The organism is Nostoc sp. MS1, from assembly GCF_019976755.1.
Taxonomy (GTDB): domain Bacteria; phylum Cyanobacteriota; class Cyanobacteriia; order Cyanobacteriales; family Nostocaceae; genus Trichormus.
Window position 1 is genome coordinate 6861290 of sequence record NZ_AP023441.1, and the last position, 19327, is coordinate 6880616.

At 40.6% G+C, this 19327-nt stretch carries 19 protein-coding genes and 1 pseudogene; 15 read left to right on the plus strand and 5 right to left on the minus strand.

Annotated features, from left to right (window positions below):
* Nucleotides 1–180 precede the first annotated feature (180 nt).
* The 3 genes from NSMS1_RS29740 to NSMS1_RS29750 form a co-directional block, all read right to left on the minus strand.
* Entirely contained in the window at nt 181–447 is a 267-nt protein-coding gene (locus NSMS1_RS29740; RefSeq protein ID WP_224088622.1) for a hypothetical protein, read from the minus strand.
* A 437-nt stretch (nt 448–884) separates the two neighbouring features.
* Nucleotides 885–1559, minus strand: a complete 675-nt coding sequence (locus tag NSMS1_RS29745) for a response regulator transcription factor (protein WP_224088624.1) — start codon at nt 1557–1559, stop codon at nt 885–887.
* Nucleotide 1560: 1 nt separating this feature from the next.
* Nucleotides 1561–2580: a sensor histidine kinase gene (locus tag NSMS1_RS29750; protein ID WP_224095393.1), complete on the minus strand. Its 1020-nt coding sequence runs from the start codon at nt 2578–2580 to the stop codon at nt 1561–1563.
* Nucleotides 2581–3047: 467 nt separating this feature from the next.
* Here NSMS1_RS29750 and kdpA point away from each other — a divergent pair, with 467 nt between their 5' ends.
* From kdpA to NSMS1_RS29795, 9 genes are all read left to right on the plus strand, one after another.
* Nucleotides 3048–4793, plus strand: a complete 1746-nt coding sequence (gene kdpA / locus NSMS1_RS29755; protein ID WP_224088626.1) for a potassium-transporting ATPase subunit KdpA — start codon at nt 3048–3050, stop codon at nt 4791–4793.
* Nucleotides 4794–5228: 435 nt separating this feature from the next.
* Nucleotides 5229–7370 carry a potassium-transporting ATPase subunit KdpB gene (kdpB, locus tag NSMS1_RS29760; RefSeq protein ID WP_224088628.1) on the plus strand — a complete coding sequence of 714 codons (2142 nt, stop codon included), beginning with the start codon at nt 5229–5231 and terminating at the stop codon, nt 7368–7370.
* Between the two features lie 87 nt (nt 7371–7457).
* On the plus strand, nt 7458–7694 hold the full coding sequence (locus tag NSMS1_RS29765; RefSeq protein WP_224088631.1) for a potassium-transporting ATPase subunit F: 237 nt from the start codon (nt 7458–7460) through the stop codon (nt 7692–7694).
* A complete protein-coding gene (gene kdpC / locus NSMS1_RS29770; RefSeq protein WP_224088640.1) occupies nt 7694–8305 on the plus strand; it encodes a K(+)-transporting ATPase subunit C in 612 nt (203 codons plus the stop codon). The genes NSMS1_RS29765 and kdpC overlap by 1 nt, the downstream gene beginning before the upstream one ends.
* 73 nt (nt 8306–8378) lie before the next feature.
* Entirely contained in the window at nt 8379–8561 is a 183-nt protein-coding gene (locus NSMS1_RS29775) for a hypothetical protein (protein WP_224088642.1), read from the plus strand.
* Nucleotides 8562–8590: 29 nt separating this feature from the next.
* A complete protein-coding gene (locus NSMS1_RS29780; protein ID WP_224088644.1) occupies nt 8591–9958 on the plus strand; it encodes a serine/threonine-protein kinase in 1368 nt (455 codons plus the stop codon).
* Between the two features lie 309 nt (nt 9959–10267).
* A complete protein-coding gene (locus NSMS1_RS29785) occupies nt 10268–11896 on the plus strand; it encodes an iron uptake porin (RefSeq protein WP_224088669.1) in 1629 nt (542 codons plus the stop codon).
* 174 nt (nt 11897–12070) lie between these two features.
* Complete coding sequence (locus NSMS1_RS29790; RefSeq protein ID WP_224088672.1) at nt 12071–12556, plus strand: hypothetical protein; 486 nt, start codon at nt 12071–12073, stop codon at nt 12554–12556.
* Nucleotides 12557–12816: 260 nt separating this feature from the next.
* The gene (locus NSMS1_RS29795) at nt 12817–14238 is read left to right on the plus strand and encodes a DHA2 family efflux MFS transporter permease subunit (RefSeq protein WP_224088674.1); all 1422 of its coding nucleotides are present in this window, start codon (nt 12817–12819) and stop codon (nt 14236–14238) included.
* Between the two features lie 7 nt (nt 14239–14245).
* On the opposite strand, the gene NSMS1_RS29800 is transcribed toward NSMS1_RS29795, so the two are convergent.
* The gene (locus tag NSMS1_RS29800) at nt 14246–15016 is read right to left on the minus strand and encodes an MlaE family ABC transporter permease (RefSeq protein WP_224088675.1); all 771 of its coding nucleotides are present in this window, start codon (nt 15014–15016) and stop codon (nt 14246–14248) included.
* Nucleotides 15017–15269: 253 nt separating this feature from the next.
* On the opposite strand from NSMS1_RS29800, the gene NSMS1_RS29805 reads away from it, so the two are divergent.
* From NSMS1_RS29805 to NSMS1_RS29825, 6 genes are all read left to right on the plus strand, one after another.
* Nucleotides 15270–16019: an SDR family NAD(P)-dependent oxidoreductase gene (locus tag NSMS1_RS29805; RefSeq protein WP_224088678.1), complete on the plus strand. Its 750-nt coding sequence runs from the start codon at nt 15270–15272 to the stop codon at nt 16017–16019.
* Between the two features lie 175 nt (nt 16020–16194).
* Nucleotides 16195–17415 carry an exodeoxyribonuclease VII large subunit gene (gene xseA / locus NSMS1_RS29810; protein ID WP_224088680.1) on the plus strand — a complete coding sequence of 407 codons (1221 nt, stop codon included), beginning with the start codon at nt 16195–16197 and terminating at the stop codon, nt 17413–17415.
* A 307-nt stretch (nt 17416–17722) separates the two neighbouring features.
* Nucleotides 17723–18004, plus strand: coding sequence for a HetP family heterocyst commitment protein (locus tag NSMS1_RS29815; RefSeq protein WP_224088682.1), 282 nt, complete (start codon nt 17723–17725; stop codon nt 18002–18004).
* Nucleotides 18005–18209: 205 nt separating this feature from the next.
* Nucleotides 18210–18584, plus strand: a complete 375-nt coding sequence (locus tag NSMS1_RS29820) for a XisH family protein (RefSeq protein ID WP_224088684.1) — start codon at nt 18210–18212, stop codon at nt 18582–18584.
* Complete coding sequence (locus tag NSMS1_RS35375) at nt 18572–18721, plus strand: hypothetical protein (protein ID WP_317986557.1); 150 nt, start codon at nt 18572–18574, stop codon at nt 18719–18721. The genes NSMS1_RS29820 and NSMS1_RS35375 overlap by 13 nt, the downstream gene beginning before the upstream one ends.
* Complete coding sequence (locus tag NSMS1_RS29825) at nt 18688–18924, plus strand: XisI protein (RefSeq protein WP_317986558.1); 237 nt, start codon at nt 18688–18690, stop codon at nt 18922–18924. The genes NSMS1_RS35375 and NSMS1_RS29825 overlap by 34 nt, the downstream gene beginning before the upstream one ends.
* Nucleotides 18925–19200: 276 nt before the next feature.
* Here NSMS1_RS29825 and NSMS1_RS29830 read toward each other — a convergent pair.
* A pseudogene (locus NSMS1_RS29830) lies at nt 19201–19275 on the minus strand (NAD-dependent epimerase/dehydratase family protein); the annotation flags it as partial.
* Between the last annotated feature and the right edge of the window lie 52 nt (nt 19276–19327).

Genomic DNA, 19327 nt, shown 5'->3' on the forward strand with positions numbered 1-19327 from the left:
ACTTAAATTAAGTAAGTCGGTGGGAAAAAACAAAACTAAGTTAAGAAAGGTAAACAAAGCTATAACCCTCTTCCCTTCTGCCTCCTGCCCTTTCGATTTTGGATTTAGGATTTTAAATTTTAGATTGATACACCAATCTAAAATCCAAAATCTAAAATCTAAAATTCTCCTGCCTCCTAATTAATTACAAAAATCATCTACTCTAATATCTCGCCAAATATCCGAAACCTGCCAGCCGGAGTTACCCACAGAATGAATTACAGGATTATCTAGGACAGGAATATAGTTAGGTTCTCTAATATCTATATATAGTTCTTTTGGTTCTTCAATAATGGGTTCTAAAGTATCCAAAGGTTCAAGTGGCAGGTTTTGGTCTTCTGTTTCCTCCATCATTTTGATCTTTTTCAGAACTAATTTTTCCGATTTTTTTATTAATCGTATATCCATTGATTTTTATGCCTTATACAGTGACAGAAAAAAAGTTAATCTCAAGATTGATTTTTAGACACACTAGTACAGTTCTTCATGGCTCTGGGGAAAGATCCGTAATGAAATATATGTAGTGTCTAATGTTGTAAAAAATACTCAGGAAAAACTAGAATACACTAAATTCAGGTAAAATAAAACTAAGATGCTGAAAAATTTATAGAAGTTAAGAGAAGTCAATTATTAAAGAATAGCGAATTACTCAAGATTCACCACTAGTTTTCCCTAGCTTCTCATTTTTTATAAAAATCTTTATAAAAGCAAAATAAATTTCCCTAAAAAATAATACCTGAAGCATCAATATAATTCATCTTACTTAACTAGCTCGAAATAGTTCTATAGCTATTGACAGATAGATTAAAACATATAGTTATCATAAGACACTGTTTTCTGTCATATTACCCATTGCTAGATTTAATTAATTGTTTTTGTAAGGCGACAACTACAGCTTGGTGGCGATCGCTCACCTCTAACTTATGTAAAATGGTGTGAACATGAACCCTAACTGTACCTGGACTGATGTATAGTGCCAGAGCAATTTCTTGATTTGTCTTCCCCTCAGCTAACAAAGACAAAATTTCCAATTCACGCCCAGTTAAAAGGTTAGGAGATTTGGTGATGTTAGTTGCTGTTAGGGACTGACTCCCTTCAATAGAAGAACGAATCTCTTTAGTTGCAGTCTCATCCCACCAAGAAGCACCAGCCGCCACAGAACGCAGTGCTAATACTAATTTTTCCGCCGCAATTCCTTTAAGACAATACCCTTGAGCGCCTACTTCAATTAACTTAGAAATTAGGGGTTTTTGAGAATGAGAAGTCAAAACCAAAATGGGTAATTGGGGGTTTTGCTGCTTAATTTCTCTACAAGCTTCAACACCGCCAAGTCCTGGTAAACCCACATCTAATAACACTACATCTACAGGGTGTTGCTTAATCAAATCAAGGGCTGTTTCTCCATCTTCCGCCTCAGCAATAATTTCTAAACCCGTCTCTTGTTGTAACCGCACACGTAAGCCTAAGCGAAAGAGTTCGTCATCTTCAACCAACAGAATTTTCACAGGATGAGAAGGCATTTTACGCAGTCACAGAAGGAGGACATGGGAGAATGGGCAATTTAAAAGCAAACATTGCACCATGAGGAACGCGATTCTCTGCCCAAATTATACCGTTATGCGCGGCGATAATTTGCCGCGATAGATAAAGTCCTAACCCTGAACCTTTGGCTTGCCGTTCACTATGTCCTTGATAAAATCTGGCAAATAAATGAGGAAATTGTTCTGGTTGAATACCTGCACCAGTATCTAAAATTTTTACTATTTGATAAGAGGCTTGTGTTTCTAATACCACCTCCACGCGATCGCCACGACGCGAATGATTGATAGCATTAACTAGGAGATTGTGTAATACCCTTTGCAATTGTAGAGGATCGCCTTGCACCCACAAACTCTGCCGCCAACCAGCATCACCATAGTTAAACGATATATGAACTCGGCGATTAGCTGCTAATTCTGTCAGCGTAGTGGCTGCTTCTTCTGCCAAACTAGTTAAATCTACAGGCATTAAATCTAAATGTAACCCTTCTGTATCATTGCGATAGATGTCTAATAGAGTTTCTAACAGTTGCAGAGAAGTTTGATGAGAGCGGATAATTGTAGTCAATAGTGGCTGCTGTGCTGGGAGTACCACCCCAAACTTTTCCTGTTGTAAAGCCTTAAGAGTTTCAATAGCACCTAAAAGTGGCGTTTTTAAATCGTGGGTGAGTGTAGAAGCAAAATCCTCTCGCAACCTTACCAACTCCGCTTGTGACTCCAACTTAGCGCGGGTGAGAGCGATCGCTTCTTGAGAACGACGCAGGCGATCGCTTAAAATACCAGTAACAATCAAAGCGATAGTAGCGATCGCTCGATTAGCTACCATAGCAGTTGTAATTATTTCACATCCAGGAACTACTAAATTTAAGATAGTTAAACTCACAGCCATCACTGTTGTCAGCAAAGTGCCTACTCTACCAAACCAAAAATTTGCTAACAATATCGCCCCAGTATAAAGATAGCCAAATACATAATCTGCTGGCGTGACAAACTCCATCGACATGACGAGAATAAATAAGCCAACGATGATAGAGATTCTGATTAACTGTGAGTTTCTAGATACCAATTTTTTAACTTTGTAATATTCCGGTAACAACTGTCTGCTAAATATAGCGTTTCCTAATCATCATTAATAAAACTGGTAAAACCTCTGCGTTCCTCTGTCTTGAAAAGTTTCCTACGGAGGGAAACCCTCCTACAGAACTTTTCGCTGCGCTTTCCTCTGCATTCCTCCGCGTTTAAAAACATTACTCTACTTTACTTAGTCGGAAACCGCTATAAGTCAAATTTTATAACATTAAGTATATAAAACATCGCGTTTAGAAGATATCTAAACGACATAAACACCGATATATATTTACCACTAAACATCATCTAGAAAAATAAACCCACTTTTATATCCATCTACTCCTTGTTTTCCCCAGTACAAAAGTCAATCATGTAATCATAATTACGAATTACAAAGTTCCCATGTTGCAAGGATGGATACAAATAGGCTTAACCTTACTAATTATAGTAGCCATAACTCCCTTTTTTGGGCGATATATGGCGCGTGTTTATCAAGAACAACGTACATTTCTTGACCCAATTTTCAACCCAGTTGAACGATTACTTTACGCTTTAATTGGCGTAAGTAATAGAGAAAATATGAGTGGCTGGCAGTATGCACGGGCAATTGTGTACAGCAATATAGTCATGGGGTTACTGATATTTTTGATCTTAATGAATCAGGGATGGCTACCCCTCAACCCCACTAAAATAGGTGCGCCAACTTGGGATACCGCATTACACACAACTATTTCCTTCATTACTAACACTAACCAACAACATTATTCAGGAGAAACCTATTTAAGTTATGCCAGCCAAATCTGGGGATTGGGATATCATATGTTTACCTCAGCCGCCACTGGTTTAGCAGTAGGAATTGCCTTTATTCGTGGGTTAACTGGTAGACCTTTGGGTAACTTTTATGTAGACTTAACCCGTAGTATCACGAGAATATTTTTACCTATTTGTCTTGTGGGTGGGATTGCTTTAATGGCAGCTGGTGTACCAGAGACTTTAGGGGGGCCAGTTGTATTTCCTACCATAGAAAATCCTAATATAAGTCAGGCGATCGCACTTGGCCCTGTTGCCCATTTTGAAATCATCAAAGAACTAGGAGAAAACGGTGGCGGCTTTTTCGCCATCAACTCAGCCCACCCATTTGAGAATCCTAACGGCTTTTCTAACTTAATAGAAGTTGTGGCGATGCTGTCAATTCCTACCTCCCTCATATATACCTACGGCTTATTTGCAAATAATAAAAAACAAGCGTGGTTAGTTTATGGGATGGTGAGTGTAATATTTATCGCCTTTGTCATAATTAACGGTATTGGCGAGTATAACGGTAATCCAGCAGTCAATACACTATTAGGAAGTACACAACCAAATTTAGAAGGTAAAGAAGTCCGTTTTGGATGGGCGCAGTCAGCCCTATTTGCCACAGCCACCACAGCCACAATGACAGGTGCAGTCAACAGTTTACATGATTCATTCATGCCCAATGGCGGTTTTGTCACCCTCTCAAATATGTTCCTACAAATTGTTTGGGGAGGGCAAGGTACAGGAACAGCATATTTATTTGCCTACCTAATCTTGGCAGTCTTTGCTACAGGCTTAATGGTCGGACGCACACCAGAATTTCTCGGACGCAAAATCGAAAAACGCGAAGTAGTCCTAGCAAGTTTCCTCATTCTCCTAGTCCACCCCATCGCCATCATGATTCCGGCTGGTATCACCCTAGCCTTCCCTGAACAACTAGCAGGAATTAGTAACCCAGGCTTCCACGGCTTGGCGCAAGTCATCTATGAATACGCTTCCGCCGCCGCCAACAACGGTTCTGGCTTTGAAGGCTTAGGAGATTCCCAACCCTCACCATTAGCCATTGCGGCTGGTGCAAAACCCAGCATCACCGCCCTTTGGTGGAACCTTAGCACCTGTTTCAGCCTCCTCGCCGGGCGTTATATTCCCATCATCGGCTTACTGTTACTAGCAGATAGCCTATCCCGCAAGCAAAAAGTTCCTTTAACAGTCGGCACATTACGCACCGACACCAGTTTATTTACAGGCGTAACAGCAGGCGTAATTTTAATTCTCGGCGCACTGACATTCTTTCCAGTTCTAGCATTCGGCCCCATCGGTGAAGCGTTTTGGATTAATAAAGGTATTGGGTAATACCAATTCAAAATTCAAAATTTTAACTTCAAAGGTGCAACTGTCAGGCTTAAAGCCTCAACGTTCTAGTTCAAAACCTCAACGTTTCAGTTCAAAGCCTCAACGTTCTAGTTCAAAGCCTCAACGTTCTAGTTCAAAGCCTCAACGTTCTAGTTCAAAACCTCAACGTTCTAGTTCAAAGCCTCAACGTTCTAGTTCAAAACCTCAACGTTCTAGTTTAAAACCTCAACGTTCTAGTTTAAAACCTCAATGTTCTAGTTTAAAACCTCAACGTTCTAGTTTAAAACCTCAATGTTCTAGTTCAAAGCTTCAACGTTCTAGCTCAAAACTTCAACGTTCAACCTCAAAGCCTCAAAAACATTACAAATTTATCACACAGCTTCGCTTATCTCTCCCTCATCCCCCTCATCTCCCCCCACTCCCTCATCTCCACATATGACAACTATCAACTCATCCCCCTCACCCCGTACTCCCCAAGGAACCCGTGACTCGCGCAGACACACTCCCAAGGCAAATATGCAGGGCATCTATCAAAGAGCAATTAAAGAGTCATTTGTCAAGCTCAATCCTCAATATGCAGTCAGAAACCCAGTCATGTTTATTGTTTGGGTAGGGACAATTGTCACATTCTTAGTCACTCTAGACCCCAACTTATTCGGCACAGTCCAAGCCAATGTCAACCAACAACGTCTATTAAATGGATTAATTACCTTAATTCTCTTTTTCACAGTCTTATTTGCCAATTTTGCCGAAGCTGTAGCCGAAGGACGGGGTAAAGCTCAAGCAGATACCTTAAGAGCCACCCGTTCTGATACTCCTGCTAGAAAAATCTTACCCAATGGTTCTATAGAAACAGTTAATTCTACACAACTGCGTCGGGGCGATTTAGTCAAAGTAATTGCCAATGATATGATTCCTGCCGATGGGGAAGTGATACAAGGCATTGGTTCAGTCGATGAGTCGGCAATTACTGGAGAGTCTGCACCAGTCCTCAAGCAACCCGGTACAGATATTGCTAGTTCTGTCACCGGAGGAACACGCCTCCTTTCCGATGAGTTGACAATTCGCATTACAGCCGATCCTGGTCAGGGTTTTATTGACAGGATGATTTCTCTTGTGGAAGGGGCAGAACGTTCTAAAACACCTAACGAGATTGCCCTAACGGTATTACTTGCTGTACTTACACAAGTGTTTTTGATTGTAGTGGCAACTATGCCGCCCTTGGTGAGCTACATTGCCAACTTCATTAATACAATATTTGGCGCAGAGGCAGCAAACAGTTTACGCGCCGGTGTAAGTATCGCCATCCTCATTTCCCTGTTAGTGGCTTTGATTCCTACAACTATTGGCGGTCTATTAAGCGCCATTGGGATTGCCGGAATGGATAGAGTTGCTCAATTCAATGTCATTGCTACTTCAGGACGAGCTGTCGAAGCCTGCGGTGATATCAATACTTTGGTATTAGATAAAACAGGGACTATCACCTTGGGAAATCGGCTGGCGGATGAGTTCATTCCTGTGAATAGCTATACAGTTGAAGATGTGGCACGTATTGCCAGAAATGCCAGTGTATTTGATGAAACCCCGGAAGGCAGGTCAATTGTTCAACTTGCCCAAAGATACCAGATTGAGGTTGATTTTTCTCTTAATCAAGCCGAGGGTGTAGAATTTTCTGCTAAAACTCGCATGAGTGGCACTAATTTACCCAATGGTAAACAAGTCCGCAAGGGCGCAGTCGATGCGATTAAGGGGTTTGTCCGTTCCCGTGGTGGTTCAGTTCCCCCTGATGTTGATGCTGCTTATGAGCGTGTTTCTCGCTTGGGTGGTACACCGTTAGCCGTCTGTCAAGATGACCAAATTTTCGGTGTGATTTATCTCAAAGATATCGTCAAGCCGGGTTTGCGGGAACGATTTGACCAACTGCGCCGCATGGGTGTACGTACTGTCATGCTGACAGGTGACAATCGAATTACGGCTGGTGTCATTGCCGAGGAAGCGGGAGTTGATGATTTCATTGCCGAAGCTACACCAGAGGACAAAATCAGTGTCATTCGCTCTGAACAATCTCAGGGTAAATTGGTAGCCATGACTGGGGATGGTACTAACGATGCACCCGCCCTTGCTCAAGCTAACGTGGGTGTAGCAATGAACTCTGGGACACAAGCTGCTAAAGAAGCTGCCAATATGGTGGATTTAGATTCTGATCCTACGAAGTTAATTGATTTGGTAACTATTGGGAAGCAATTATTAATTACTCGTGGTGCGTTGACTACATTTTCTATTGCCAATGATATCGCTAAATATTTCGCAATTATTCCTACTATCTTTGGGGCTGCGGGAATTGGGGCGTTAAATATTATGGGTTTAAAAAGCGCTCAATCTGCGATTATTTCGGCTTTGATTTATAACGCTTTGATTATTCCGGCTTTAATTCCCATTGCACTTAAGGGTGTGAAGTTTCGTCCTCTGACGGCGGATCAGTTATTAAGACGCAATATTTTAATTTATGGGTTGGGTGGAATTATTGCGCCTTTTGTGGCTATTAAGTTGATTGATGTTGTTTTGCCTTTTTCTTGAGGGTTTATTTGAGAAATGCAGAGGAGCGCGGAGGGGCGCAGAGTTTTTATTTCTCACATTTTTTACAATTGATGTTTGCTGAATATTATGAAACTCATTCTTTCATCTTTTTCCCAATCTCCAATCCCCAAATTTAAGCACAAACTGCCCTTATTTTTATTCTTGGCAATGTGTTTCAACCTTGTGGTTGCACCTGTTGTTTATGCGGCTACGGGGGAGAGTTTTTCTCACTTTCAAGCTTGGGCTTTGGGGCTTTTAGGGTTAGTAACTCTGAGTCTTTCTATCTATCTATTTTTTGTCATGTTTATACCGGAGAAATTCTAATGAGTTTTGCACGCGAAGCAAGTAGGGCTATTCGTTCTACGTTGGTAATTTGGGTAATTGCTGCTGTTATTTATCCTTTTTTGATGATTGCTTTGGGACAGATTGTATTTCCCTATCAGGCAAATGGTAGCTTGATTAAAGATAGTCGAGGTCAAGTTTTGGGTTCTGCTTTAATTGGTCAACCATTTACAAGCGATCGCTATTTTAACTCCCGCCCTAGCACCACCAGCTACAGCACCGCCGACCCCAAAAAAGACGATGCAGGTGTCTTACAAACAGGGGTATCCGGCGCAAGTAACCTAGCTCCCAGCAATTCAGATTTAATAAAACGCATCAAAAATGAGAACTTAAAAGCTCTTACAAGTGCAGGTATCCAACCCACCGCCGATTTAGTCTACACCTCTGGTTCTAGCCTTGACCCCCACATTACCCCAGCCGCCGCCAGAGCGCAAGTAAACCGCATCGCCACAGCACGAAGACTCCAACCGCAGCAATTAGAAAATTTAATTAATCAAAATACTGATGGTCGTTTTCTGGGAATTTTTGGAGAACCTGGGGTGAATGTTTTGCAATTAAATCTCGCGTTAGATAGGTTAAAGTCGGCTGCTTAAGTTCTTTCCAACTCTGATGATTACGCCAGAAAAAATCAAAACATTTATTTGTCTTAACTTTGTTATTTGGTTGATGTTTACATCCTTTTACTCTTACGTCATCTTAGGATGGCAACATCAATCTTTAACTAACATTAGTTTCAGCACAGATACTCAGCAAACAAAACTATTTCAACGTGAACGTGGTGGCGTTAGACGTATAGCAAGTAATAGTGGCAGAAACATCACAAAACAGACTTGGAGCAAATCAGTTTAAATTCAGCAATTTAAGGAGTAATCCGTTGTATGTACGGCGGTTTTTCCGATCATCAAAAACACTCACAGTTTCTACAACAAAATAGCAGCCCTGAATTTGAGAAGTCAGACATTGTTCTCAATGACCGTTACCGTATCCTTAAGTCATTAGGACAAGGAGGCTTTGGTAAAACGTTTCTGGCTCTTGATCAAAAGTATCAACAAAATAGCGAATCCTCTGATACAAAAAATAACTTCTGTGTCATCAAACAATTTTTAGCGCCCTCTCAAACTTCCTACCATAGTCACAAAGCTTTTGAACTATTTCAACAAGAATCTGTCCGTTTAGCAGAACTCGGTAAACATCCCCAAATTCCCCAACTCCTAAATACTTTTGAGCAAGAAGGTAAACAGTATTTAGTCCAAGAATGGGTGGATGGACAAAATTTACAACAGGAATTAGCCGAGACTGGAGCATTTAATGAAGCAGACATTTACCAAGTATTAAATGAATTGTTACCTTTGTTGCAGTTTATTCATGCTCATCAGGTAATTCATCGAGATATTAAACCTGCTAATATTATTCGTCGCAGTCAAGACCACAAATTATTTTTAGTAGATTTCGGCTCTGCTAAATATAAACGGCTTAATTGGGAAACGGAAACTATAATTGGCAGTGCTGAATATGCTGCACCAGAACAGGTTCGAGGTAAAGCAGTATTTAGCAGCGACCTGTACAGTTTAGGTGTGACTTGCCTACATTTGCTTACTCAGATGTCGCCGTTTGATTTATATGATTGCAGTGAAAATGTTTGGATATGGCAATCATATTTAGTTGAGCCAATAAGTTCATCTTTAGAGATGATTCTCTGCAAATTGGTACAACCAGCAACTAAACTACGCTATCAATTTGCAGCAGAAGCGCTATTAGATTTGCATAGTTTATCAAAATATTGTGATGTTGTAGCTAAACCTTCTGACAACACCGAGATAGACGCAGACTTTGAAAATCCTTATTTTGGATTAGAGCGTAAAGCAGATTTACTTGCTAGTGTCTCATCTTTTCCCGATAGTTCTTTATCATCCGTCACTATTTTTGACCCAAAAACAAAAACTTGGCATTACTTTCCTGCAATAACTGAAAGTAGCGAACTGACGCGAAAGGTAGCAGCATTTTTAGCACCGCGTCTAGCTGTAGTTACACCTATACAAAAGGAAAAAGCGGCTAAGGTTGGTAAAAAAGCTAGATACAAACTGAGTAGGATTTGCCAAACAATGATCACAGCGATCGCTTTTACTATTGCTTGCGTAGCTGTAGTAGTTGAATCAAATTCAATTCCTCACAATTTGCAGCTAAATATCACAAGAACTTTTCAGCAATTTATGAACATGAGACAAAACGAAAAAACACTTCCTTAATCCCTCATAGTTAAACTTATTAAACGTATAAGAGTAAATTATCATAGAAGCTTCACAAAGGTTATTTCTAGCAAATAACTTAAATTCTTTACAGGGGTGGCTTTCTCTATCTTCAAGAAGTTCCTTAACTCCACAGAAGAATACATCTTTTATCTCGATGCTCTGAGTCACCCCTCTTTGATGTGCCAATTTCTGCGCCTGTTTCCGTAAAATTTGTATTGTAAATAACAAAAAAACGAAGTAAAAAATATATCATATTAGTCTTGATTCTTAGTGACAACACTAACGGTAATATAAGGTGTGAGGAAGATGTCTCAGATATTGTGGAAAGCGATCGCATTAAGTCCGATAGTTTTGGGAATCAGTATCTTCGCTTCAGCTAACGCAGATGCGGTGGAAACAATCGGCTCATCTCAAGGTACAAAAGTAGAAACTAATCTTTTAATTTCTCAAGTCAAAGCTGATGACAATAGCACAACAGCCGAAACCAATAACGCCTTGTCTCAAGTCACATCAGTTTCTCAATTTTCTGATGTACAACCTACCGACTGGGCATTTCAAGCATTACAATCTCTAGTTGAACGTTATGGTTGTATTGCTGGTTATCCCAACGGCACTTACCGAGGTAATCGTGCTTTAACTCGTTATGAATTTGCCGCAGGTTTGAATGCTTGTTTAGATAGAGTTAATGAACTAATTGCCACAGCTACGTCTGATTTAGTTAGAAAAGAAGACCTAGCCACATTACAACGCTTACAAGAAGAATTTAGAGCCGAACTGGCAACTTTACGCGGACGAGTAGACGCGCTAGAAACACGTACCACCGAGTTAGAAGCAAATCAATTTTCTACAACCACCAAACTAGTAGGAGAGGCAATTTTTGCCGTCACCGATAGCTTTGGAAATGATGACGATAACAACACCGTCTTCCAAAACCGGGTAAGATTAAACTTCCAAACCAGTTTTACAGGTAAAGACACCTTAAATACACGTCTTGCGTCTGGAAATGCTAACCCATTAACTTTACCAAATGGTACATTTGAAGGAACTCAAACTTTTAATATCTCCCCCAATACTAGCAATGGCGTTGCTATAGATTGGTTAAGTTACTACTTCCCTGTGGGCAATACCCAAGTTTACCTTGCTGCCACAGGTGCTATTCACAGCGACTACGTGCCTACAGTTAACCCTTACTTTGAAGACTTCGACGGTGGAAATGGTGCTTTATCCACATTCGCCACAGAAAGTCCCATTTATCGTATTGGTGGCGGTGCGGGTATTGGTGTGAATGTACCTTTTGGTAGCGGTAGTTTCAAACCTACTCTCACCTTGGGTTATTTTGCCTCAGAACCGAATAATCCTGTTGGTGGTTCTGGTTTATTTGAGGGTAATTATGCCGCTTTGGGACAATTGAAACTTGATGTAGGCGATCGCTTCACCGTAGCCGCAACCTACGTTCACGGGTATCATGGTGGCGGAACAGCTTTATTCGATTTAGGTACAGCCTCAACAACTGCCGGTGTAGTTGGTACTAGTCAAGCTAACTTTGTTGCTGGTGGTAACGCTTACTCTAGTAACTCCTACGGTTTTGAAGCTGCTTTCAAACCTAGTAATCAACTCTCCATTAGTGGCTTTGTACTGTACAGCGATATTACAGGCTTTGGTGCTAACGATGATGGGGAAGTTTGGAGTTACGGACTTGGTGTCGCCTTGCCAGACTTCGGGAAGAAAGGCAACCTATTAGGGATTTTTGCTGGCGCTCAACCATATTTAGGTAGTGTAAGTGGTGATAGACCTTATCATATAGAAGGTTTTTACAGATACCGCGTCAGTGACAATATTTCTATTACCCCTGGTGTCATTTGGTTAACCAATCCTGGTCAAGTCGATGCCGATAATGCCATAATTGGCACTTTAAGAACCACTTTCACTTTTTAAGTTAGAAAAAATACATTGGGTAGGATTTACATCCCTACCCAGAGATTAATTGACAACAGGTGAATCTACCATTTTCTTGACATAACATTGACACATTTCCGTCAAAACTTTTATGTGAAAATACAGTCTAAATTGTCAGACCAGTTAAAGTTTTGAATTTAGGTAATAAATGTTATGTCTCATAGAATCAACGCTATCAGCAGCTTGTTGGTTGGATTAGTTGCGGCTTATTCTAGTCAAAGTATTGCATTTGCAGACATATCTGGCAAACATCCATATTATCTCCATGCACGCAGTGACCTGCAACAAGCAGAATTGATATTACAACAACCTGATGAACCCAATGTTAGTGAACAAGAAAAATTAGCATACAACAAAGTTCATGAGGCTATCCAAGAGATTGACAAGGCTGCTGTTCTAGATCGTAAACAGGTAAATACTCATCCAGCCATTGATAGTTCATTAAAACATTTGGATAAGTATCGTAGTATTTATAAACTTTTACGCAGTGCAGAAAAGGATATATCCATAGAGGAAGATAATCGTTCTGCTATAGGTTGGCGTAATCGAGCCAAAAATGAGATTGAGCAAGCCAAACGCTATGTAGAAAATGCTGCTAGTAAAGACGTAGTTGATGATTTACGAGAAAATAGTTACTAATCATTTAGAACTTACACATGAAAACGAAAGATTAATGGTTTTAGCAAGGAAGGTATAGAGGTGTAAGGCTTAAACTTTTACCCCCACAACCTTACACCCTGTCTCAATAGATAATCTTGGAGCGTAAGTCCTGATAGTGATTAAACTTGCTTCTGAGATTTGTCTATGATAATTTGCTATCTATAAAACTACGATGACACGATAAAGTCATCGTAGTTTATTTGTTGAAACTTAATTTAGTCTGGAGTTAATTGCCTCCATTGCCAGCACAACCTCTGACTGTATCAGGCGCTAGTAAATTTTGGGTTCTACTCGGTGTAGGACTGGGAGTGTTCATGTCTACCCTAGATGTAGGCATCATTAACGTCGCCCTCCCTTCCATAGTTAAAGCTTTCAATACCACTTTCCCTACAGCACAGTGGGCTGTACTCGCCTACTCATTGGTGAGTTCTGGTCTAGTTTTAGGTGCAACTCGCTTGGGGGATATGTGGGGGAAAAAATCGCTATATCAGACGGGACTGGCTGTATTTACCTTCAGTTCCTTTTTGTGTGGTCTAGCACCTAGTATTGAGTTATTGATAGGCTTTCGTGGACTGCAAGGATTAGGTGCAGTATTTATTTCTGGGTTGGGTTTAGCAATTGTAACGGAGGTGTTTCCGGCTGCTGAACGGGGTCGGGCTGTGGGTATCATTGGCAGTGTAGTGTCTTTGGGTATTGCCTTTGGCCCTTCTTTTGGCGGACTTATCTTGAGCTATTTTGGCTGGCACGCTATATTTTTAATTAACGTACCATTGGGAGTTATTGCCAGTATTTTGGTAGCGCGAGTAGTACCGCCTTCTGTGCGTGCAGAAGGAAAACAAAAATTCGACCCCTTCGGTGCAGTATTAGCTCTCCTGACTTTGGGAAGTTTTGGTTTAGGGATGACTTTTGGGCAAAGTCAAGGCTTTACCAGTGCTACCTCTTTGGTTTTACTATTGATTGCTGTTATCAGTTTTCTCACGTTTCTCGTAGTGGAATCAATTTTAGAGTTTCCACTGGTTGAGTTAAAGCTATTTCGCAACCTGCAAATGAGTATGGGTTTGCTGAGTGGCTGGTTAGCTTTTATCGTTATTACTGGAGCATTGTTAGTCACGCCCTTCTTTTTAGAACGGGTTAAGGAATATCCCACAGCAAAAGCTGGGTTGCTGTTGGCTGTTTCACCTGTGTTGAGTGGGTTAATAGCTCCGGTTGCGGGGATACTGAGCGATCGCTTTGGCGCTCGTCGTATTAGTATTATTGGGTTGAGTTTGATGATTGGTGGCTGTTTGGCAATCAGTACCTTCGATGCGCAAATTACAGAGTTTGGTTATATCTCGCGTTACTTTATCTACGGTATAGGTTTAGGTTTATTCCAAGCACCCAACAATACAACAGTCTTAGCCTCTGCACCCAGAGAACGTTTAGGCATTGCTTCTGGCTTACTTTCCCTCTCACGCACCTCTGGCGGTACAGTAGGAGTTCCGTTGATGGGTGCAGTGTTTGCGGCAGTTATCGGTAGTGTTGCTGGGGGTGTAGATGCAGCAGTCGCCCCTCCAGCAGCAGTTGTTGTGGGCTTTCAAGTAACATTCCGCCTAGCAGCAATAATTCTATCTGTTGCCGCTATTGCCTCGGTTATTAGGTTACGGAGTAGTGATAAAGACTAGGATGATGCTAAATGGGATTTTCAAATAAACTTAAAGCGAGAACAAAATCCATAATAAAAATTGCTACCCAAGTAGTGACAACAGCAGTTTTTGCTGACTCACCTACTTCTTTAGCTCCTCCTTTTGTAGTTAACCCCCAACTACAACCATTAATAGAAACAATAGCTCCAAAAATTAGACCTTTTAACACAAGAATGTATAAATCAGATGGTTCTAAAAAATCTCTTACTGAGTCTAAAAATACTTCTGGCTCAACATGATAAAGTTGAACCGCGACAAAAAGACCACCCATTATCCCAGTCGTTAAAGCAAAAATTATCATAATGGGCATCATGACACAGCAAGCAATGACTCTAGGTAGTATGAGATAATCAACTGGGTCAGTTTTTAGCATATAAAGCGCATCAATTTGTTCTGTAACTCGCATTGCACCAATTTCAGATGCAAAAGCAGAGCCTACTTGTCCGGCAATAATGCTAGCAGTTAAAATTGGGGCTAACTCTCGGCAAAATGCTACAGCAAAAGCTCCTCCTACAGTATTTACAGCGCCAAATTTTACTAATTCTCTGGCTGTTTGAAGAGTAAAAATCATTCCCGCAAATAGATTAACAAGCAACACGGGAGAAATAGAATTTGGACCTGCGGTTTCCAAGTGTCTTAAAATTTCACGATAGTAAATTTTTCCTTGAACTATATGTACTAAAACTTGTCCCAAGAGGAATATTGATAAAAAACAGCGTACAATCCATGAGTTCTCTAGTTTTCTTTTTGGTTGCAACTTTACTATCCTTAAGGTAAAAGTTTTTGATAATTCTTACCTAAGTTTATTTATATATAAATAAATAGACTTAATCAGCTTTGCATTAACATTAAATCAGAATAATCATGAGAAAATTCTCAAAAAGCCTTAAATAAAACCAGCTTTTAATAAGGATTTATACCATTTCACAAAAAATATGATACAGATTCAAATGTCCAAACCTATGCTAAGTCTGGTTTTATGAATTTTGAATTTTGAATTGGTATTAGATATGACTGGCAAATTAGAAGGTAAAGTTGCATTTGTTACTGGCGCTTCGTCGGGTATTGGTGAAGCAACAGCGATCGCCCTAGCAGCAGAAGGGGCAAAAGTAGCAATTGCCGCTAGACGTAGCGATCGCTTAAATAGTTTAGCAGAACGGATTGCTACTAATGGTGGTCAGGCATTGCCACTGGTAGTTGATGTGACAGATGAAACTCAGGTAAATAGTTCTGTAGAGAAGGCGATCGCCCAATTGGGTGGGTTAGATATTGTCGTGAATAATGCTGGGATTGCCGTTTTGGGCAACATTGACACAGGTAATCCTAGCGAGTGGAGGCGATCGTTTGAAGTCAATGTTTTTGGTGTTATGTATGTCACAAGAGCTACTGTACCTTTCCTTAAACAGCAACAATCAGGGCATATAGTTAATATTTCCTCAGTCGCCGGACGCACCGCACGGGCTGGAGTTGGTGTTTACAACGCTACCAAATGGGGTGTAAATGCCTTTTCTGAAGCTTTGCGTCAGGAAGTGCATAAAGATAACATCCGGGTAACAATTATCGAACCCGGTTTAGTAGATACGGAAATCAACGACCTAATTAGCGACCCCATCGCTAGACAACGCTCAGAAGAACGACGCAAAGCCATCACACCATTGCAAAGCGAAGATATCGCCGCCGCCATCCTTTACGCCGTCACCCAACCCCCGCGTGTGAACGTCAATGAGATTTTGATTAGACCGACTGGACAGGATATTTAATCAGTTGACAGTTGACAGTTGACAGTTATCATTTGTTATTCTCCCCCTACTCCCCCCACTCCCGGTTGGTGAGCGTAGCCGTTCGCTTTAGCGTCTCCGCAGGAGAACCACATCTCCCCTTACTCCCTCATCCCAATGCTACGATCTGGATAGCTTTATACTGACCCTATCTTGAATGGCTTCTGATTTTGCTGCTTCCGTGATTCTTGATACAGCACTTTCTGTATCTGGGTTAACTGATTATCTGCGCTTGCTGTTGGAACAGGATGAACAACTACGGCAGGTTTGGGTAGTGGGGGAAGTTTCTAGTGCTAATAATCATCGCAGTGGGTTATTTTTTACTCTACAAGACCCTGATGGTACAGCAGCAATTAAGTGTGTTGTTTGGGGTGGTCAACTAGCCAAGCTTGCTCAACTGCCCGTTGTAGGTGAACAATTAATCGTGTTGGGTAGTATTCGCCTGTATCCGCAAAGAGGAGAGTATCAATTAACAGTGTGGCAAGCTTTGCCTGCTGGGTTGGGTTTACAGGCGCTACGTTATCAACAACTGAAAAATCGGTTGCTGGCTGAGGGGTTGTTTGATTCCCAAAGAAAGCGATCGCTTCCTATACATCCGCAAACTATCGCCGTTGTCACTTCACCGACGGCTGCGGCTTGGGGTGATATTCAAAAAACTCTTAAACATCGATATCCAGGGTTACACGTTTTATTCTCTCCGGCGACAGTGCAAGGTGAACAAGCACCAGAATCTATTGTCAAGGCGATCGCACGGGTGGAGCGAGATGGACGCGCGGAGGTGTTAATCTTATCAAGGGGTGGCGGTGCGGTTGAGGAATTGGCTTGCTTTAATGATGAACGAGTAGTCCGTGCGGTGGCTGAGTGTTCCATTCCTGTAGTGACGGGGATCGGTCATCAACGAGATGAATCTTTGGTAGATTTGGTGGCGGATGTTTGTGTACATACACCAACAGCCGCCGCCGAAACAGTTGTACCCTCACTAGCAGAGTTATATAATCAACATCGCCAGCGAGTCGCCGCTTTACACGAAGTTTTACTTTATTCCCAAACCACGGCAGAAAATCAACTGCAAACATTACGCCACCGTTTGCAAAATCTGCGCTTAGATAAGCAGTTGCAACAAGAAGCACAAAAATTAAATTGGCAGCGTCAGCAATTGTTACAGTTAACCTTGGGGCGATCGCAACAAGCCAAGCAACACCTAGAACTTTTACGACAAAAATTAATTAGCCTTGACCCGAAAGCTTTACTACAGCGTGGTTATGCAGTGGTAAGAAAAGAAAATGGTGCGATCGCCCGGACTGCTGCTGAACTGGCTGTAGGGGATGAGTTGCTAATTCAATTGGGAGAAGGTGAGATTAAAGTCAAAGTGATATAGAAAATAAATTTAAATTATTTTTATTGACAGAAAATGCCAACTTGGCTCAATTGCACGCGAGAAAATAGTATTCTGTATTGTAAGTAACTGTTTGGTGATTAATTTTTACCGATGAATTAATTTTTGGAGGAGAAATATGGCTATGAATTTTCCAGGTTCTCACTGCAAAAAGCAAAATTAAAAAAGCTGAATATTAAGCAATTTGCTGAGGTTAGCTTTTTTGCTTGATATTAATGAATATTAAATAACTAAATATATAACAGTAAAATACTGACAACAAAAGACCTGTACCTTATTGAAAACCATCATGAGATACAATATTTATTCTTCTCAGTCTAGTTTTCAGAATACAATTACTACTGAACAATTAAATCAGGTAATAGAAGCAATTACTGAAGGTAGATATTCTTGGGCTTGTGTTTTAATTTTGCGATCTGTTGGCTACAATCCTCTCCACTTTATACCCCAACGGACTTATAGTCGCTTATTAAAGGAAAATAAACAAGTCCCAAGCAATCCAGCAAATACAGCAGAATTAAGAATAGCTTGTGGACAGTCCACATCTACCGATATTGGGAGAAATAACTAAAATAATCTAATAGTAATTTGAAAAAAGAATGTAACAGATATTGGGGAGGGATGTACAGATGTACGTCCCTATTTAATGGAAATGTTATCATCCTAGAGCGTAACTGAGCGATCGCTTTACTTGTTCATCATGTGATCGCTTTTCTCATTTGTCGAAAGCGATCGCTTAATGGTATGAGTAGTGGTATGGTGGACTTAATTTATGTATGCCAGCTAAAGATATATTTCATAATACAGTTAAAACAGCCCTCGAAAAAGATAAATGGACAATTACTGACGAGCATCTATTTATTCAAGTAGAGGATATTGATTTTTACATAGACCTAATAGCAGTAGAGATAAAATCTTTTTTAGGAGCTTCAGACGTAACTGAATTTCACCTAGCTCTTGGTCAATGTCTTAACTACCGTTCAGCATTGAGGTTGACCGAACCTGAGCGGATTTTGTATTTAGCCGTTCCAGTAGATGTTTATAATGAGTTTTTTAGTCGCAAGTTTATTCAAAGAATAATTGCTGAATATCAGCTAAAATTACTAATTTTTAATCCAGAGCGAGAGGAGATTGTTATATGGAGAGACTAAATTATCGAGAAATAGTCCAAAACATTCTGAAAAGCCATGCCCAAAATCGCTCAAATAGTCAGACAGAAGTCAAATTATTATTTGATATTGAGCGCGTTGGGCTTTGCCCCGCCGCAGGCATCGCTATCAAGTTATAAATATTGGTTGGCAAGAACTAACGCGAATATTTGGTTGTATTATTTACATCGAAATTAAAGATGGCAAAATTTGGATTGAACGCGATGGGACGGAAATCGGAGTTGCTAATGAATTAGTAGAAGCTGGAGTTCCTAAACAAGATATAGTTTTGGCTTTTAAAGCCCCATACAAACGAAAATTTACTGAGTTTGCTGCTAATTGAAACTTATCTATCAAGCGATCGCACTCTTAGAGACTATTTATAAAGTAAATCTTAAGTAGGGTGCGTTATGGCTTTAGCCTAACGCACCATCTAATATGGCGGTGCGTTAGACGCTTTTATCATATTTTTCATGAGAACCTATAGCTAAAGTCTGCGCCTAACACACCCTACAATAATTTTATTTTTACTGTATAAATGACCTCTTAAAGCTGTATCTTTGAATTTCAGTTGTTGCGTTTCACTTTTCCCTTACTATATGTCGTCGTTGATGCCATTGCCTGCATTTTTTAACGCTAATACAGTGTGGGAGCCAATATATCCGGCTCCACCTGTGACTAGGATGGTTGACATAATTAGGGCTTGCTGAAAAAGTCATTTCAAAGGAAGAGAAAAATTGATTAAG

Coding starts and splice junctions, on each gene's coding strand:
- kdpC (WP_224088640.1), top strand. CDS start 7,694: ATGAGTTTTGCACGCGAAGCAAGTAGGGCTATTCGTTCTACGTTGGTA.
- NSMS1_RS29780 (WP_224088644.1), top strand. CDS start 8,591: ATGTACGGCGGTTTTTCCGATCATCAAAAACACTCACAGTTTCTACAA.
- NSMS1_RS29785 (WP_224088669.1), top strand. CDS start 10,268: ATGTCTCAGATATTGTGGAAAGCGATCGCATTAAGTCCGATAGTTTTG.
- NSMS1_RS29815 (WP_224088682.1), top strand. CDS start 17,723: ATGAGATACAATATTTATTCTTCTCAGTCTAGTTTTCAGAATACAATT.
- NSMS1_RS29805 (WP_224088678.1), top strand. CDS start 15,270: ATGACTGGCAAATTAGAAGGTAAAGTTGCATTTGTTACTGGCGCTTCG.
- NSMS1_RS29745 (WP_224088624.1), bottom strand. CDS start 1,559: ATGCCTTCTCATCCTGTGAAAATTCTGTTGGTTGAAGATGACGAACTC.
- NSMS1_RS29820 (WP_224088684.1), top strand. CDS start 18,210: ATGCCAGCTAAAGATATATTTCATAATACAGTTAAAACAGCCCTCGAA.
- NSMS1_RS35375 (WP_317986557.1), top strand. CDS start 18,572: ATGGAGAGACTAAATTATCGAGAAATAGTCCAAAACATTCTGAAAAGC.
- NSMS1_RS29750 (WP_224095393.1), bottom strand. CDS start 2,580: ATGTCGATGGAGTTTGTCACGCCAGCAGATTATGTATTTGGCTATCTT.
- kdpB (WP_224088628.1), top strand. CDS start 5,229: ATGACAACTATCAACTCATCCCCCTCACCCCGTACTCCCCAAGGAACC.
- NSMS1_RS29775 (WP_224088642.1), top strand. CDS start 8,379: ATGTTTACATCCTTTTACTCTTACGTCATCTTAGGATGGCAACATCAA.
- NSMS1_RS29765 (WP_224088631.1), top strand. CDS start 7,458: ATGAAACTCATTCTTTCATCTTTTTCCCAATCTCCAATCCCCAAATTT.
- xseA (WP_224088680.1), top strand. CDS start 16,195: ATGGCTTCTGATTTTGCTGCTTCCGTGATTCTTGATACAGCACTTTCT.
- NSMS1_RS29790 (WP_224088672.1), top strand. CDS start 12,071: ATGTCTCATAGAATCAACGCTATCAGCAGCTTGTTGGTTGGATTAGTT.
- kdpA (WP_224088626.1), top strand. CDS start 3,048: ATGTTGCAAGGATGGATACAAATAGGCTTAACCTTACTAATTATAGTA.
- NSMS1_RS29740 (WP_224088622.1), bottom strand. CDS start 447: ATGGATATACGATTAATAAAAAAATCGGAAAAATTAGTTCTGAAAAAG.